At 70.2% G+C, this 14,988-nt stretch carries 17 protein-coding genes; 10 read left to right on the top strand and 7 right to left on the bottom strand.

What is annotated here, in order from left to right; translation table 11 throughout:
- Positions 1-270, top strand: a complete 270-nt coding sequence (gene sctS, locus ACW7G5_RS10305) for a type III secretion system export apparatus subunit SctS (RefSeq protein ID WP_456965402.1) — start codon at positions 1-3, stop codon at positions 268-270.
- A gap of 3 nt (positions 271-273) precedes the next feature.
- The gene (sctT, locus tag ACW7G5_RS10300; RefSeq protein ID WP_457004224.1) at positions 274-1,053 is read left to right on the top strand and encodes a type III secretion system export apparatus subunit SctT; all 780 of its coding nucleotides are present in this window, start codon (positions 274-276) and stop codon (positions 1,051-1,053) included.
- 3 nt (positions 1,054-1,056) lie between these two features.
- On the opposite strand, the gene sctU is transcribed toward sctT, so the two are convergent.
- On the bottom strand, positions 1,057-2,115 hold the full coding sequence (gene sctU / locus ACW7G5_RS10295; protein ID WP_457004222.1) for a type III secretion system export apparatus subunit SctU: 1,059 nt from the start codon (positions 2,113-2,115) through the stop codon (positions 1,057-1,059).
- A gap of 224 nt (positions 2,116-2,339) precedes the next feature.
- On the opposite strand from sctU, the gene ACW7G5_RS10290 reads away from it, so the two are divergent.
- From ACW7G5_RS10290 to plsB, 4 genes are all read left to right on the top strand, one after another.
- Positions 2,340-2,654: a hypothetical protein gene (locus ACW7G5_RS10290; RefSeq protein WP_457004220.1), complete on the top strand. Its 315-nt coding sequence runs from the start codon at positions 2,340-2,342 to the stop codon at positions 2,652-2,654.
- A 45-nt stretch (positions 2,655-2,699) separates the two neighbouring features.
- Positions 2,700-3,377 (top strand): hypothetical protein, encoded by a 678-nt coding sequence (locus ACW7G5_RS10285; RefSeq protein ID WP_457004219.1) that lies wholly within the window; start codon positions 2,700-2,702, stop codon positions 3,375-3,377.
- Positions 3,378-3,447: 70 nt separating this feature from the next.
- The gene (locus ACW7G5_RS10280) at positions 3,448-4,416 is read left to right on the top strand and encodes a hypothetical protein (RefSeq protein WP_457004217.1); all 969 of its coding nucleotides are present in this window, start codon (positions 3,448-3,450) and stop codon (positions 4,414-4,416) included.
- Between the two features lie 52 nt (positions 4,417-4,468).
- Positions 4,469-7,078, top strand: coding sequence for a glycerol-3-phosphate 1-O-acyltransferase PlsB (gene plsB, locus ACW7G5_RS10275; protein ID WP_457004215.1), 2,610 nt, complete (start codon positions 4,469-4,471; stop codon positions 7,076-7,078).
- Between the two features lie 29 nt (positions 7,079-7,107).
- Here plsB and ACW7G5_RS10270 read toward each other — a convergent pair whose 3' ends face one another.
- On the bottom strand, positions 7,108-7,323 hold the full coding sequence (locus ACW7G5_RS10270; RefSeq protein WP_457004213.1) for a YdcH family protein: 216 nt from the start codon (positions 7,321-7,323) through the stop codon (positions 7,108-7,110).
- A gap of 92 nt (positions 7,324-7,415) precedes the next feature.
- Here ACW7G5_RS10270 and ACW7G5_RS10265 point away from each other — a divergent pair, with 92 nt between their 5' ends.
- Complete coding sequence (locus tag ACW7G5_RS10265) at positions 7,416-8,744, top strand: hypothetical protein (RefSeq protein WP_457004211.1); 1,329 nt, start codon at positions 7,416-7,418, stop codon at positions 8,742-8,744.
- Here the strand turns inward: ACW7G5_RS10265 and ACW7G5_RS10260 are convergent.
- From ACW7G5_RS10260 to ACW7G5_RS10250, 3 genes are read right to left on the bottom strand one after another with little or no spacing between them, the layout of a single operon-like run.
- Positions 8,708-9,304 carry a hypothetical protein gene (locus ACW7G5_RS10260; protein WP_457004209.1) on the bottom strand — a complete coding sequence of 199 codons (597 nt, stop codon included), beginning with the start codon at positions 9,302-9,304 and terminating at the stop codon, positions 8,708-8,710. The genes ACW7G5_RS10265 and ACW7G5_RS10260 overlap by 37 nt on opposite strands.
- A complete protein-coding gene (locus tag ACW7G5_RS10255; protein ID WP_457004207.1) occupies positions 9,301-9,915 on the bottom strand; it encodes a hypothetical protein in 615 nt (204 codons plus the stop codon). Before ACW7G5_RS10255 ends, ACW7G5_RS10260 begins: the two co-directional genes overlap by 4 nt.
- Entirely contained in the window at positions 9,912-10,538 is a 627-nt protein-coding gene (locus ACW7G5_RS10250; RefSeq protein ID WP_457004206.1) for a hypothetical protein, read from the bottom strand. The genes ACW7G5_RS10255 and ACW7G5_RS10250 overlap by 4 nt, the downstream gene beginning before the upstream one ends.
- 259 nt (positions 10,539-10,797) lie before the next feature.
- On the opposite strand from ACW7G5_RS10250, the gene ACW7G5_RS10245 reads away from it, so the two are divergent.
- From ACW7G5_RS10245 to ACW7G5_RS10235, 3 genes are read left to right on the top strand one after another with little or no spacing between them, the layout of a single operon-like run.
- Positions 10,798-11,703 (top strand): recombination-associated protein RdgC, encoded by a 906-nt coding sequence (locus ACW7G5_RS10245; protein ID WP_457004205.1) that lies wholly within the window; start codon positions 10,798-10,800, stop codon positions 11,701-11,703.
- A 37-nt stretch (positions 11,704-11,740) separates the two neighbouring features.
- Positions 11,741-12,544, top strand: coding sequence for a M48 family metallopeptidase (locus ACW7G5_RS10240; RefSeq protein WP_457004203.1), 804 nt, complete (start codon positions 11,741-11,743; stop codon positions 12,542-12,544).
- Positions 12,545-12,594: 50 nt separating this feature from the next.
- Positions 12,595-13,107, top strand: a complete 513-nt coding sequence (locus ACW7G5_RS10235) for a hypothetical protein (protein WP_457004202.1) — start codon at positions 12,595-12,597, stop codon at positions 13,105-13,107.
- Between the two features lie 7 nt (positions 13,108-13,114).
- Here ACW7G5_RS10235 and ACW7G5_RS10230 read toward each other — a convergent pair whose 3' ends face one another.
- Entirely contained in the window at positions 13,115-13,957 is an 843-nt protein-coding gene (locus ACW7G5_RS10230) for an alpha/beta fold hydrolase (protein ID WP_457004738.1), read from the bottom strand.
- Positions 13,957-14,922: a ferrochelatase gene (gene hemH, locus ACW7G5_RS10225; protein WP_457004200.1), complete on the bottom strand. Its 966-nt coding sequence runs from the start codon at positions 14,920-14,922 to the stop codon at positions 13,957-13,959. Before hemH ends, ACW7G5_RS10230 begins: the two co-directional genes overlap by 1 nt.
- Positions 14,923-14,988: the final 66 nt, after the last annotated feature.

Genomic DNA, 14,988 nt, shown 5'->3' with positions numbered 1-14,988 from the left:
GTGAACGAGGTCCTTGAACTCACCAAGGAGGCGTTGTTCCTGGTCATGCTGCTGTCGGGGCCGCCCATCGGCGCCGCGGCCCTGGTCGGGCTGGTCATCGCGTTCCTGCAGGCCGCCACCCAGCTGCAGGAGCAGACGTTCGCCTACGCCTGCAAGTTCCTGGCGATCGTGCTGATGCTGTTCGTGACCGCGGCGCTGATCGGCGGCTCGCTGTACAACTACACCGACCGCATCTTCCGCGACTTCCCGGGCCTGACGGTGCGGAACTGACGGGTGTTCGACTTCCTCGGCAACCCGTTGCTGGCGCTCGCGCTGGTACTGCCGCGGGTCATCGGCGCGTTCCTGATGCTGCCGCTGATGACCCGCGAGACGGTGCCGGCGATGGTGCGCAACAGCTTCATGGTCAGCCTCGGCATCATCGTGCTGCCGATGGCGCTGGCAGGGCTGCCGATGGAAAGCCTGGGCGTGATCGAGTGGCCGCTGATCGTGCTCAAGGAAGTGTTCATCGGGGTCACGATCGGCTTCTGCTTCGGCATCGTGTTCTGGGCCGTGGCCGCCGTCGGCAGCGTGGTCGACACCCAGGTGGGCATGTCGATGGCGCAGGTCTTCGATCCCATCCAGGGCCACCAGGTCACCCTGCACGGCGAATTCCTTTCGCAGCTGGCGACCTGGCTGTTCATGGCCAGCGGCGCGTTCCTGGTGTTCCTAGACCTGCTGATGGGCAGCTATGTGCTCTGGCCCGTGACCTCACACTTCCCCGACCTGCCCGCGGCCGGCATGAACCTGTTCGTGGGCCAGTTCAACTTCATGATGACCACCGTGCTGGTGATGGCCGCGCCGATCATGGTCATCCTGCTCATCATCGACCTGTCGTTCGGCCTGGTGAACCGGTATGCACCGCAGCTCAACGTGTTCGCGCTGACGCTCCCGATCAAGGCCTGGCTTGCGACCGCGCTGATCCTGCTGCTGCTGGGGGTGTACGTGGAGATCGTGTTGCAGAGACTGGGCAGCAACCGCCACCTGCTGGGCGTGCTGGAGCAGGCGCTGGGCTGAGCCTCATTCGCCGCGGCGGATGCCCTCGGCCCAGAACAGCACTTCAGCCACCGCATCGAAGAACTCGGTGGCGATGTAGTCGTCGACCTCGACCTTCTCGTTGAGACCGCGCGCCAGCGGGACGTTCTGCAGGATCGGCACCCCGGCCTCCTCGGCCGCGCGCTTGATCTCCTCGGCCTGGTAGCCTTCGCCCTTGGCCACGACCACCGGCAGGTCGGTGTCCCCGGCTTCGAACCGCAGCGCGACTGCGATGTGGGTTGGATTGGTCACGACGACGTTCGACCCCCGGACGGAATTGAGCATGTTCTGCTGCGACCACTCCTGGTGCAACTGCTTGCGGCGCTGCTTCACGTACGGGTCGCCCTCGTTCTCCTTGACCTCCTGCTTGATGTCGCGGCGACTCATGCGCAGCTGCTTGAGGTAGGAGTACTTCTGGTACCAGGCGTCGAGCACGGAGACGAAGAAGAACACGCCGATGGTCCAGATGCCGATCCGCAGCAGGCCGTGCCAGATCGCGGTGCCCATCGCCGCGGGCGGCGCGTGCGGCAGCATCAGCAGGCTGTGGCGCATGCCGTAAAGCACCACGCCGCCGATGAACAGCAGCGCGATGCTCTTGAAGAAGGCCTTCACCAGTTCGACCAGGTTGTCCATCGAGAACATCTTCTTGATGCCCTCGACCGGGTTCATCTTCGACATGTCCGGGGTGAGCTTCTTCATGCTCACCACCGGGCCGGCCTGCAGGAATTCCACCACCAGGCCCAGGAGCAGGGCCAGCAGCAACAGCGGCAGGCTCAGCGCCAACAGGGTCTGGAACGCATGGACGCCGAGGGCGGGGGCGGCCTCCGCGAACGGCGTGCCGATCGCGGCCAGGCTGGCATCGAACAACGCGCGCAGCCGGTCCCACATGAAGCCGAGCAGCATCCAGCCACCAACCAGCCAGCCCAGTACGAGCACCGTGCTGGTCAACTCCTTGCTCTTGCTGACGTTCGCGTCCTTGCGCGCGTCGCGGAGCTTTTTCTGGGTCGGCGGCTCGGTTCTGTCGGCGCCCTCGTCTTTCGCCATCGTGTCCTCCGGAGTGCCCCGGAAAGCTAGCATGCCCTTCGTTGCACAAGCGCCTGCGGACGCAAGCGAAAGGCGAGCGCCGGCCTGCGCCCGCACCGCTTCGAAATGGAAAGACAGCTGAACGGAAGTCCGGGACTAGGGTTCCCCCGAGGTGGCAAGCAGCCCCCTTGGCGATAGAGTCCTCCCATCGCCACGAATCCCCTTCCCAGGTCCTGCAACGCCCCATGAGCACCATCGGTCCCGACTCCCGTCTCAACCTCGCTTCCAGCCTGCACCGGATTGACGGGCAGCTGGACGACCTGCGTCGCCAGGGTGGGGATGCGCATGAGGTCCAGGGCAGCAGTCCCGTCGCGGACGCCGAAGCCGCACCGGTTGCACTGGCCGATGCCGGTGAGCGCGTGCTCACCGCTCCGGCGTGGGAGACCACCGGCGGCCGCATGTTGGCAGGCGACCTTGGCCTGGAAGCGCGGCTGGGTGGCATGGCACTGGCCCAGGCCGCGGAAAGCGCCGTGGACTCGGTGCTCGACGCCTTCAACTGAGCCGGACAGGCACCCGCCTGCCGCAGCCGCGATAATGCCGCGGCCATGAACGAATCCCTGCCCACCCCGGACGCCCTGCGCACGGCCGCCGACCGTCTGGTTTCGGCGCTGGCCGCGCACTCCGATCCCGAATACCGCCTTGCCGTCCTCAAGCGCCTCGTGCGCCGCTTGGGCGAGGAGCAATACCCGCTGTTCCTGCGCCTGGTCGGCGTGGTTGCCGAGAGCGACGACGAACGCGCGCAGCGCCTGCTGGCCGAAACCTTCGGCGTGGCGCTGCGGCGGATGGACCTGCCCGGCGGCGCGCTCAGCTCCTGGGGGGCTACCGGCCTGCCCGACCATGGGGCACCGGTGGCTGCCAGTGCGCTGTCGGGGCATTTTTTCGGCGCCACCCCGCGGCGCATGCTCGGGCCCGTGGAATACCTGGTGGTCTGGCACCTGCAGCGGACCCAGCGCACCGCGCTGTCGGCCGATGGCTTCCGCAGCAGCCTCGCCCGGATGATCACCATGTTCAACCGCAGCGAGGAAGCGCGCACCCTGTATCCGCAGAAGCTCGCCGCCGACGCCCAGAACGAACTCGAGGGCGCCTATACCCGCGCCACGCGCGACCGGCTGTCGGCGATCGCGGCCGCCTGGGCGGCCGGGGAGACGCCCGAGCGGGTCGCGGAAGCCGCGGTGGACGCCCCGGCGGCGGCCGCGCATGGCTGGATCGTCCGCGACCTGTGACGGCGCAGGCTTGCCGCCGGCGCCGGGCGGTGGCCAAGATGGGCCGTCCCGGGGAGGGGAAACTTTACCCATGTCGATGCCACCGATCCTGAGGTCGCTGCTGGTCGCCACTGTCGTGGCAGGCCTGCTTGCGGCCTGTCGCCCGGTGCCGCCCGAGGCCCAGGCCCCCGCCGGCAGTGACCTCAGCCGGCCCGCGCTCGCAGTCGAGGTGCTGGCCGGCCACATGCGCACGGGCGATCTCGCAGCCTTCGCGCGCGACGCGGTGCCGCCAGCGCTGCATGCGCAGCTCCAGGTCGCCTGGCGCGCCGGGCACACGCGCTGGCCGCTGGACGAGCTGCCGTTCTCCGAACACCTGCCCGCCGTGCTGGATGCGCTGGCCGCGCCGGACGCCGAAAGCACGCTGGCCGCCGACTTCGAGCGCCAGTTCGCGGGCTCCGGGCGCGAAATCCGCGCCGCCGCGGCCACCATGGGCATGTTCGGGGCCCAGTACGTCGAGCACCAGGGCGACTTCAGCGATGCCGAGCGCGAGCATTACGTGCAGCTGGTGGCCGCGATGGCGCAATGGGCTGCCGGCGCACCGCTCGCCGACCGCGAGCTTGCCCAGGCCGCGATCCCGCGCCTGGTCGCCGCCGCGCGCGCCCTCGGCCCGACCACCGCGGAAGGCATCGCCGCGGCCGGAATGGATGCTTCGCTCGAGCGCTTCGGCATCTTCGCCAACGAGGCCAAGCGCGTGCTCGCGGGACATGGCCTGGATCTGGACTCCACGTTCGACAGCGTCCAGGCCGCGCTGCAGGTCCAGCAGGGCGACCAGGCGACCGTGCGCTTGCGCTACACCCTTGCCGGCAGCCCCATCGACACCGTGGTCGCGATGGAGCGCGTCGACGACCGCTGGTACCTCAGCGACTACCTGCGCCACGCACGCGAGGCCGTCCGCGCCGCTGGCCTGCCGGCAGGGCCACAGCCCGGACTGCAGCCTGGTCCACAGCCCCGGCCGCAGCACGATCCGGGCGCGCCCGCGGGCCCGGTAGCCGCTCCATGAACCAGACGCCCGCGGGGCCCCGCAACGGGGGCGTCGGCGCCGCTTGGGCATAATGTCGACGATGCCAACCCAGCCCTCCCTGTTTGAACCCGGCCCCGCGACTGGCGCGCCGGCGCGCGCTTCGCGCCGCCCGCGACCGTGGTGGGCCCGTCTGCTCGGGCGCCTGCTGGCACCCTGGATCGGGCTGAGCATCGAGCCGCAGGGCCCGGGCGACAGCCTCGATGGCCGCCAGGTCTGCTATGTGCTCGAGGACTACGGCATGTCCAACGCCCTGATCCTCGATCGCGCCTGCCGCGAGGCCAGGCTGCCATCGCCCCTGGTGCCGCTGCCCGGCGACCTGCTGGGCCGCAAGCGCGCCTACGTGGCGCTGTCGCGGCGCAACGCCGGCAGCACGCTGGCCCTGGCCACCCAGATCGCCACCCAGCGCAAGCCCAAGAAGAAGAAAAGCCACTCCGACTCGCTGGCGCGCCTGCTCGAGGCCCACCACGAGGATCCGGCGCTGGACGTGCAGCTGGTGCCGGTGTCGATCTTCGTCGGCCGCGCGCCCGACAAGAACAGCGGCTGGTTCTCGGTGCTGTTCTCGGAAAACTGGGCGATCGTCGGCCGCTTCCGGCGCCTGCTTGCGATCCTGCTCAACGGCCGCGACACCCTGGTGCGCTTCGCGCCGCCGGTGGCCGTGCGCGACATCATCGCCGAAGGCCTCGAGCCCGAGCGCGAGGTGCGCAAGCTGTCGCGCCTGCTGCGCACCCACTTCAACCGCATCCGCGCCGCGGTCATCGGCCCCGACCTGTCGACCCGGCGCCTGCTGGTGGACAAGGTGCTGTCCTCGGGCCCGGTGCGCGAGGCCATCGCCGACCAGGCCCGGCGCGAGGGTGGCGATGCCGCCAAGGGCCAGGCGGAGGCCTGGAAGAAGGCCCACGGCTACGCCTACGAGATCGCCGCCGACTACTCGCATCCGGTGGTGCGCTCGGCCAGCTTCCTGCTGACCACGGTCTGGAACCGGATCTTCCGCGGCGTCCTGGTCCACCACCTTGACCAGCTCAAGGCGGTGGCCCCGGGCAATGAAATCGTCTACGTGCCCTGCCACCGCAGCCACATGGATTACCTGCTGCTGTCGTACCTGCTCTATACCCGCGGCATCGTGCCGCCGCACATCGCCGCCGGCATCAACCTCAACCTGCCAGTGATCGGCACCATCCTGCGCAAGGGCGGCGCCTTCTTCATCCGCCGCAGCTTCCGCGGCAACGCGCTGTATTCGGCGGTGTTCACCGAGTACGTGGCGCAGCTGGTGGCCGGCGGCTATTCGATCGAGTACTTCATCGAAGGCGGGCGCTCGCGCACCGGACGCCTGCTGCAGCCCAAGGGCGGCATGGTGGCGATGACCGTGCGCGCTTTCGTGCGCCAGCCGACGCGCCCGGTGCTGTTCCAGCCGGTGTACATCGGCTACGAGAAGCTGATGGAGGGCAACAGCTACTTCGACGAACTCTCCGGCAAGCCCAAGGAGGGCGAGTCGATCTGGGCGCTGCTGTGGGGCATCCCGAAGGTGCTGCGGCAGAACTACGGCCAGGTGGTGGTGAATTTTGGCGAGCCGATCGCACTGGCCGACGTGCTGGCCGAGCACGCGGCCGACTGGGACGGCAAGCCGCTGTCCGACGAGGACAAGCCGCAGTGGCTGGCGACCACCGTCGACGCCACCGCGCAGCGCATCCAGGAGCGCGTCAACAGCGCCGCCGACGTCAACCCGATCAACCTGCTGGCGCTGGCACTGCTGTCCACGCCCAAGCACGCGATGGGCGAGGGCGACCTGACCGCACAGATCGTGCTGTCGAAGAAGCTGCTGGCGGAAGTGCCCTACAGCGCGCTGGTGACGGTGACCCCGCATTCGCCGGAGCAGATCATCGCCCACGGCGAGGAGATCGGCGTGTTGCACCGGGTGGTCCATCCGCTGGGCGACGTCCTGCGCGTGGACGGCGAAACCGCGGTGCTGCTCTCGTACTTCCGCAACAACGTGGTGCACCTGTTCACCGCGTCGGCCTGGATCGCGTGCTGCTTCCTGCACAACCGGCGCATGGCGCGCGAAACCCTGCTGCGCATCGGCCGCGGAATGTACCCCTTCCTGCAGGGCGAGCTGTTCCTGCCCTGGGACGAAGATGGCTTCTCCGCGCGCATCGACGCCACCATCGACCTGTTCATCCGCGAGGGCCTGCTGGAACAGGTCAGCGATGACGACGGCGGCATCATCGCCCGCCAGGCGGGACAATCAGACGAGGTGTTCCGCCTGCGCGCGATCGGGCATCCGCTGCAGCAGGCCTTCGAGCGCTACTACATCGCGATTTCGGTGCTGGCAAAGAACGGTTCGGGCGCACTCGGTGCAGGCCAACTCGAAAGCCTGTGCCAGCTCGCCGCTCAGCGCCTGAGCCTGCTGTACGCGCCGGCGGCACCCGAGTTCTTCGACAAGGCGCTGTTCCGCGGCTTCATCCAGAAGCTGCGCGAGATGGGCCTGGTCAAGCTCGACCAGAACAGCAAGCTCGCCTTCGACGAACGCCTGGCCGCGTTCGCGCGCGACGCCAAACTGATCCTGGGCCGCGAGCTGCGGCACACGATCGAGAAGATCAGCCCCGAGGCGGTCCGCGAAGGCGAGAGCCCCAGCCTGCAGTCCTGATGGGCCGGGCAGGGCCGGCCGGCGTGGGCTCAGGCCGGCTCGTCGGGAATCAGTGCCGACTCCAGGCGCTCGATGCAGTCCCTCAGCTGCAGCTTGCGCTTCTTCAGGCGCTTGACCATGAGCTCGTCGGCGCAGGGGTCCAGGTGCAGCCGGGAGATGGCGGCATCCAGGTCGCGGTGCCCGCTCCGCAACTCCACCAGGCGCTGGACGAGACGGGCTTGTTCGGCGGGGTCGACGGGCTGCATCGCCCCGAGGTTACACGCCCGCTGCAACGGCGGCACCGAGAACACCAACACAGCCGGCTGAACAGGTGATCCGGCTGCGCTAGGCTGTCGCCATGTCCGCCATCCAAGCCGCCCCGCACCTGGACCGCCACGCACTGGATCCCGCCTGGACCGGGATCCCCCGGCTTGCCGCGACCCTGCTGTGGCGTCACTGGCCGGCCCTGCTGTTCTGGTTCTTCGCCCAGCGCCTGGCCCATGAACTGCTGATGGCACTGGCCATCCGCCTGTCCAGTTTCGGCCTGGTGCTGTCCTATGCCGTGGTCGCGGCGCTGGTGGTCGCACAGCTTGCCGGCACCATTGCCATGTTCCTGGTGCTGCGTCCATCGCTGCCCGCACTGGCACTGGCACTGGCCCCGGCGCACGGCAGCGGGCCGGGGCACGTGGTGCGGCCCTGGCTGAACGCGATGGCGATCGCCCTGCTGCCGTTCTTCGCCTATTACGCGACCTGGGGCCTGCTCGACAACGTGCGCCGGGCCTTCCTGACGGGCTACCTCTTTGGCGCTTCGTTCGAGGGCCGTGAGAACCTGCAGGACGTCTTCGCCCTGCGCGGCATCTGGATCGCGCTCGCCGCGGCGGCCGTGCTCCGGCACGTGGCCAAGCGCCGCGTGGCAGCGACCGGACGCGGTGGCTGGAGCGTACTCGCGACCCTGTGCGAGGCCTACTGGGTGTTCGTGGGCGTGGCCGCGGTCGCCAGGGGCATGGGCTGGCTGAAGGACTGGTGGCATGCACGCGCGGTCTACGTCGCGGTCTCGCAGTGGTGGAGCAACCCGCTTCCCGACGCGGGCTTCCTCGCCCCGCCCAGGCGCATGCTGCAACCCGTGCTCGACCTGGTTTCCACCGCCGCGGGCGCGATGCTGATGCCCCTGGTATGGCTGGCGATCACAGCAATCATCTACGGCTTCGACCTGCGCCGGCGCCAGCGCCTGGGGGTCGCCGACGCGCCGTTCCGCCTGCTCTCGTCGCGCTACAAGGGCCTGCACTTCATCTGGAAGAAGCTCGCCGGCAAGCTCAGTTCGGGCTGGGCGGGCAAGGGCGTGCCGGTAGTCAACAGCCTGCGCCTGGTGCTGCGCGCGGGCCTGCCGGCGATGCTCGCGCTGTGCCTGGGCTGGCAGCTGCTGGCAAGCCTCGACGCCTCCCTGTTCCGCTTCACCGCGCTGCTGATAGGACCACGCGACGACTGGGAGTGGCGGCTGATCGGCGTGCCGCTGTCGGTGTTCGTCAACGGCCCCGCTTCGCTGCGCCCGGCGCTGCTCACCGAGCTGCCGCGGGTCTGCCTGCTGGCCGCCACCTTCGGCTATGTCGCCACCCGCCTGCCGGCGGCGATGCGTGCCGCGGCGTCCGGCGCTCAGTCCGTGGACGAAGACAGTGGAAAGCGCAGGTAGGTGCCCTGGGGCTCGAGTTCGTTCTGCATGAAGCGCAGTTCGGGACTGAGATCTTCGAGCTCGTGGCCGGGCGAGATGCGATAGATCTTCTCGAAGCGGAAGGGCCGCCCGATCTCCGCCGGCTCCCTTCCCGCCCGCACCGGTCCATGGCCGCAGTCCTGGCCCAGGCCGCGCCTGGCCCGGCGGCTTGCCGCCAGGCCGGTGTCGGCATCCCAGTGCCGCTCCTCCCGATCGGACACGCGGCTGCGGCATTGCGACAGCCGTTCGGCGGTGGCGTCACGGCCAGGGAGCACTTCGAACTGCACCACCAGCACCTGGGCATCCTTCCGATAGCCCAACTCAAGCACCTCAGGCGCATCGGCCTTGGCCAGGAACGCCTCGACCACCCGCCAGCGCGAACCTTCGTATTCCACCCACTCGCCGGGCGCTGCCTCGCGCGGGTAGGAGGGCACCCAGCCCGCGCGGTCCTGCAATGCGGAGCGCAGCGGGACAGCGACGGCCAGCGCACCCAGCAGCAGCGCGCCGGCCAACCACCCGCCATTACGCCGCCACCAGTTCATCCGCGCAGGTCCAGGGCGGCGGGCGCCTCGTCCAGGAGCTGCCGCGTACGCGTGGCATCGAGGCCCAGGTCGATGTCGACCAGATGGTCGATCCCGCCGAGGCCGTCATACGGCCCCCAGAAGAGCTGCAGGCGAGCACCCTCCACCTGGCCAGGTGGAAGTTCGAAGAACCAGGCGCCGGTGACCGGCAGTCCGGGATCAAGCGTCTTGCCGATGAAGTTCACCGCGGTCGCCGGCCGGTCCTGGTTGCCCTGGTAGAGCAGGCCGTCGCGGGTGCGGATCCGCGCGCCGACCAGGCCCGGCACGCGCAGCGCCTCGACGTCGGCCACGACCGAGAGCCAGATGCCCGCCGTAGCGACGCGCCGGGGGTCCGGCGCGGGCGCTCCGCCATCGACAAGATAGGCATGGGCCAGCTTCGGGCGCTTGGCCTCGACCGCGAAGTTCCGCGCCTGGATGCGCTGCTCCACGCCACCGTCGAGCACGATCGGCAGCAGCCGCTCGTTGTAGGCGGGTTCGGCATTGCGCAGGACGACGATCGCCACCAGCGCCAGCATGGCCAGCAGCAGGTCGCGCCAGCGCGGAAGCCAGCGCGGCCGCCTGCGCACATTCACGGTCCCGCTTCCATGGCCCGCTGCTCTTCCAGCGGCAGCACAAGCTTGGCCAACTGCTCCGCCGGCAGCCATTCGCTGCCGCCGGTGAGCCAGGTCCGCGACTTGAAGCGCACCGCCCGCACGCCCCACTGCGTCTCCGCATCCGGCGTCCAGTCCGCGGGCACGACCCACACCAGGTCGATCTCGGTGGGCAGCAGCGGGGGCAGGTGGTAGTAGGTCCCGTGGTCGTCCGAACGCGACACCGACTCGGGCCGGATCCCCTCGCCAGGCAACACCGGGAGCCAGAGGATCGAGTTGTGCAGGGCGAAGCCGCCCGCCTGGCTGCTGTCGCTGCGGTTGAGTGCACGTACCTGCAGCACCAGGTAGCGTTCGGAGGGTCCGAAGGACGAAGGGCGGTCGCGACCCGGACGCACGTCGGAGATCCAGGCGCGCAGCGGCGTGAGCTCCAGCGCACCGGCATCGATGACGGCACCGGCACCGTGCGTGGCAAGGGTCTTGCCGCGGGTGCCGCGGAGTCCGCCGACCAGGGCCACGGCCACCACCGCAAGCGCGGCGATCGCCAGCAGCACCCGCAGCGGCGGGTGCCGGATGACTTGCGCAAGCCCCTTGCCTGATGACGACATGGGCGAAGCATACCTTTGGCGACCATGCCCGGCGACGCCAGGCATGTGCGCCGCATGCAGTGCGCGGACCTCGGCGGGCAGCCGCTAGAATGTTCGCGCAATGAGCATCGTCCTGCCCTCCACCGAACTGCACGCCGGCAGCGTTTCCTGATGCTCCATCAACGCACGTCCCGACCCGTATCCGCGGGCCGCCGCCGCGTCGCCTGAGACAGCGCGCGCGCATCCTGATCCCCCACATCGACCACGGCACCCATTCCCCATGTTTTTTCGCAACCTGACCCTGTTCCGCTTCCCCAAATCGCTCGACCTCGAGGGCCTCGAAGAGGCGCTCGGCACCCATCCGCTCAAGCCCGTCGGCCCGCTTGAACTGTCCTCGAGCGGCTTCGTGGCCGCGCTCGGCCGCGAGTCCGAGGCCTACAGCCATCGCCTCAACGACGCCGCCTGGGTCGCGGTCGGCGGCGAAGACCGGCTGCTGCCCGGCGCGGTGGTCAACGACATGCTCGCGCGCAAGCTCGACGAAGCAGAGGAGCGCGAAGGCCGCCGCCCTGGTGGCCGCGCACGCAAGCGCATGAAGGACGAGCTGATCCACGAACTGCTGCCTCGCGCCTTCGTCCGCCCCTCGCGCACCGATGCCATGCTCGACCTCAAGCACGGCCTGTGCATCGTCGACACGTCATCGCGCAAGAGCGCCGAGGCGGTGGTCTCCGCGCTGCGCCAGGCGCTCGGCAGCTTCCCGGCACTGCCGGCGAACGCCGAGGTGGCGCCGCGCAGCGTGCTGACCGGATGGATCGCGGGCGAGCCGTTGCCCGAAGGCCTGTCGCTGGGCGAGGAGTGCGAGCTCAAGGACGGCAACGACACCGGCGCGATCGTGAAGTGCCAGCGCCAGGACCTGGGCAGCGACGAGATCAGCCACCACCTCGAGGCCGGAAAACAGGTCACCAAGCTGGCGCTGGTGCTCGATGACCACGTCTCGTTCGTGCTCGGCGAAGACCTGGTGCTGCGCAAGATCAAGTTCCTCGACGGCGCGGTGGACCAGCTCGAAGGCGGCGACCGCGATGACCTGCGCGCTGAACTCGACGCACGCTTCATGCTGATGTCGGCCGAAGTGCGGCGGCTGTTCGAGATCCTCGAGCCGGCGCTGAAGCTGTCGCGCGTCGACGCCTGATCGCGAATCGCGGCGTGCACGCCGGTAGAATCCACGCATGTCGTCCCTGCTCCGCCTGCTGCTCACGAAGTCCCCGGCACCGGGCGCCCGCAACATCCAGCGCGACATCGTCGCGCTGGCGATGGACGACGGCAGCGAGGTCGCGGTGCTGCGCGTGCGCGACCCGCGTGCGCGCCGGCTGCGGCTGTCGGTCGACGAACGCGGTGCGCGCCTGACCCTGCCTCCACGCGCCAGCGCGATCTCCGGCGAACGCTTCCTTGAGCTGCACCGCGACTGGCTGCTGGCCCAGCTGCGCGCGCACGCCATCGACGACATCGTCGCACCGCTGGAGCGCGGCACCACGCCGGCCCTGCCGCTGCGGGGCGCAATGGTTCCGCTGCGCTGGGAACCCGGTCGCTATGCCTGTGTCGCGCGTGACGGCGACGGCCTGGTGTTTCGCCACACCGGCCGCGGCGGCGGAGACGCGCTGCGCCGCGCCCTGCGCGACTTCTACGAAGGCGAGGCCCGCGCCGACATCGGTGCGTGGCTGCCGCGCTACCTGCCGGGCCTGCCGCGCGCACCGGCGCGCGTGCGCCTGAGGGCGATGTCTTCGCAGTGGGGTTCGCTGGCACCCGACGGCACGCTCGCCCTCGACCTGGCCCTGGTGCTGGGCCGGCCGGCCGCGTTCGAATACGTGCTGGTGCATGAACTCTGCCACCTGGTGCACGCCGACCACTCCCCGGCGTTCTGGGCCGAGGTCGAGGCACGCTGCCCCGACTGGCGCTGCGAGCGCGACTGGTTCCGCGAGCACGGCCGGCGCCTCAAGGCGATGCTGAGGATGCTGTCCGGTCCACCCGGCTGACATCGTTGTACGGATCAGGCCACCACGCTGGCGAGTCCGGAGCAAGTCCAATGTCCCCCCCACTGTTTTCCGCGCTTCTGGCCAGCATGGTCCTGCTTGCAGGCGGCTGCCAAAGGGCCGCCGACGCCGCGGCCGACGCCGCGATCGGGCGCGCGACGGGCGAGCGGATGGACGTCGATCGCGACGGCAACCGGCTGCGCATGCGCGGCGATGGCGGCGGCGACGCAATGGCCATCGTCGCAAGCGACGGCGTCGCGCTGCCGGCGGATTTCCCCGGCGACGTGTTCCTGCCGGCGAACTACGGCATCAACAGCGTGATGGACGTCGGCGGCGCGCGACTGGTGAACCTGGAGTCGGGCGGCTCGGCGACGTCGATGTTCGAGGCCGCGCGCACCGACATGGAGCGCAGGGGCTGGTCGCAGACGCTGGCGATGCAGCAGGCCGACAGTGCCATGCTCGGCTTCAGTCGCGGCGAGCGGGAAGCCACCTACACGTTCACCAGCCGCAATGGCGAACAGGTCCTGGTCGGCATCCGGCTGCGCGACAGGGCCACGCGGCACTAGATCACGCTCAGGCGGCGAGGAAGTCGCCGATGGCGGCGGCGACCGTGTGCGGGTCTTCCATGTGCAGATGGTGTCCGCCGGGCAGCACCTGCAGCTCGCCGGCGGGCAGCAGCGCGGCGCGCGCGCGACGCACGGGATCAGGCAGGTAGGGCTGTGCGGGATCGGCGAACAGCACCCGGGTCGGGCAGCTGATGCCCGCCACCAGGTCCTCGACCTGGGCCTCGGTCATGCGCACCATCGTCGGCAGGGTCAGGCGCGGGTCGCTGCTCCAGCTCCAGCCTCCCTGCACCGCCAGCGTGCCGCGCTCGACCAGCAGGCGCGCGGCGGCATCGCCCAGGCCATTGGCCTTCATCCGCGCGCGCACCGCGATGTCGAGATCGGGGAACACGCGCAGGTGCTTGGCATGGAGCGCGCGCGTGGACGCCACCGCTTCGCGCAGTCGTTCGACGGTGCGTCCGGGCTCCTCGGCCAGCGCGCCCAGGGCCTCGATCGCGACCAGCCGTTCGATACGGTCCGGGCATGCCGCGGCCACCAGGCTGGCGATGCCCGCCCCCATCGAGTGCCCGAGCAGCGCGAAGCGCTCCCAGCCCAGCGCGTCGGCGATGTCGAGCACGGTGTGCACGGCCCCGGCGAAGGAGTAGTCCATGCCGCGCGGCAGATGGTCGCTGCTGCCATGCCCCGGCAGGTCGGGCGCCACCAGGTCGATCGCGCCGAGCAGCGGCGCCAGCGGCAGGAAGCTCGCGGCGTTGTCGAGCCAGCCGTGCAGGGCCAGCACGCGCGGTGCGCCGGCCGCACCCGTGCGCAGGCCGCGCACGGTGCCCATCGGCAGCGCGAGCGCGAAGTCCTGCATCAGCGCCATGCGTCGAAGCCGCGGGTGGCGATCGCCGCAAGCGCGCTGGCGTGCGCCGGCGCGTCGTTGAGGCAGGGGATATAGGAAAGCTCCGCGCCGCCGGCCTCGCGGAAGAACTCCGCGTTCTGCAGCGCGACCTCCTCCAGCGTCTCCAGGCAGTCGGCGGCGAAGCCCGGGCAGGCGACATCGACGCGACGGACGCCCTCGGCGGGCAGCGCGCGAACCGTGGCGTCGGTTGCGGGCGACAGCCACTTGCCGCCGCCGAAGCGCGACTGGAACGTGGTCTGCCAGGCCACGTCGGGCAACTCGAGCGCGGCGGCGATCGCGCGCGCGCCGGCGAGGCATTGCCGCTGGTAGGGATCGCCCTGGTCGACCAGGCGCTGCGGGATGCCGTGGAAGGAGAACAGCAACCGGTCACCGCGGCCGTGGGCCGCCCAGTGCGCGCGGATCGAGTCGGCGACCGCGGCGACCCAGGCGGGATCGTCGTGGTAATCCCCGACCATGCGCGCGGCCGGCATCTCGCGCGCGACCACGTCGCCCATCGAGGCCGTGGTGGTGGTCGAGTACTGCGGGTACAGGGGCAGCAACAGCACGCGCGCACCTTCGCCGCGCAGTTCGCGCAGCCGGCGGGCGAGCGCGGGCTCGCCGTAGCGCATCACGTGTTCGACGTGCACGCCGGGCAGAAGCCCCTGCACCGCCTGCGCCAGCCGGCGCGTGTGCACTTCAAGTGGCGAGCCGCCATCCATCCACACTTCGGCGTACTTGTGCGACACCTTGCGTGCGCGCAGCGGCAGCACCACGAGGCGCAGCAATGGCTGCCAGAACAGGCGCGGCAGCTGCACCACGCGGGGGTCGGACAGGAATTCGAGGAGGTAGCGCGACACGGCGTCCGCGGTCGGGGCCGAGGGCGTGCCGAGGTTGGCCAGCAACAGCACATCGCGGGCGGGAAGGGCGGCTTCGGTCATGGGCGGCGGCTGGCGTCTTGCGTGCGGGCGTGGCCCGCCAGTGTACGGTCCGGTACGGCGGCACGC

This window comes from Luteimonas sp. A501 (assembly GCF_054052085.1).
Note: the sequence above shows the minus strand (reverse complement) of the source record. Positions and strands in the feature narration are given on the sequence as shown.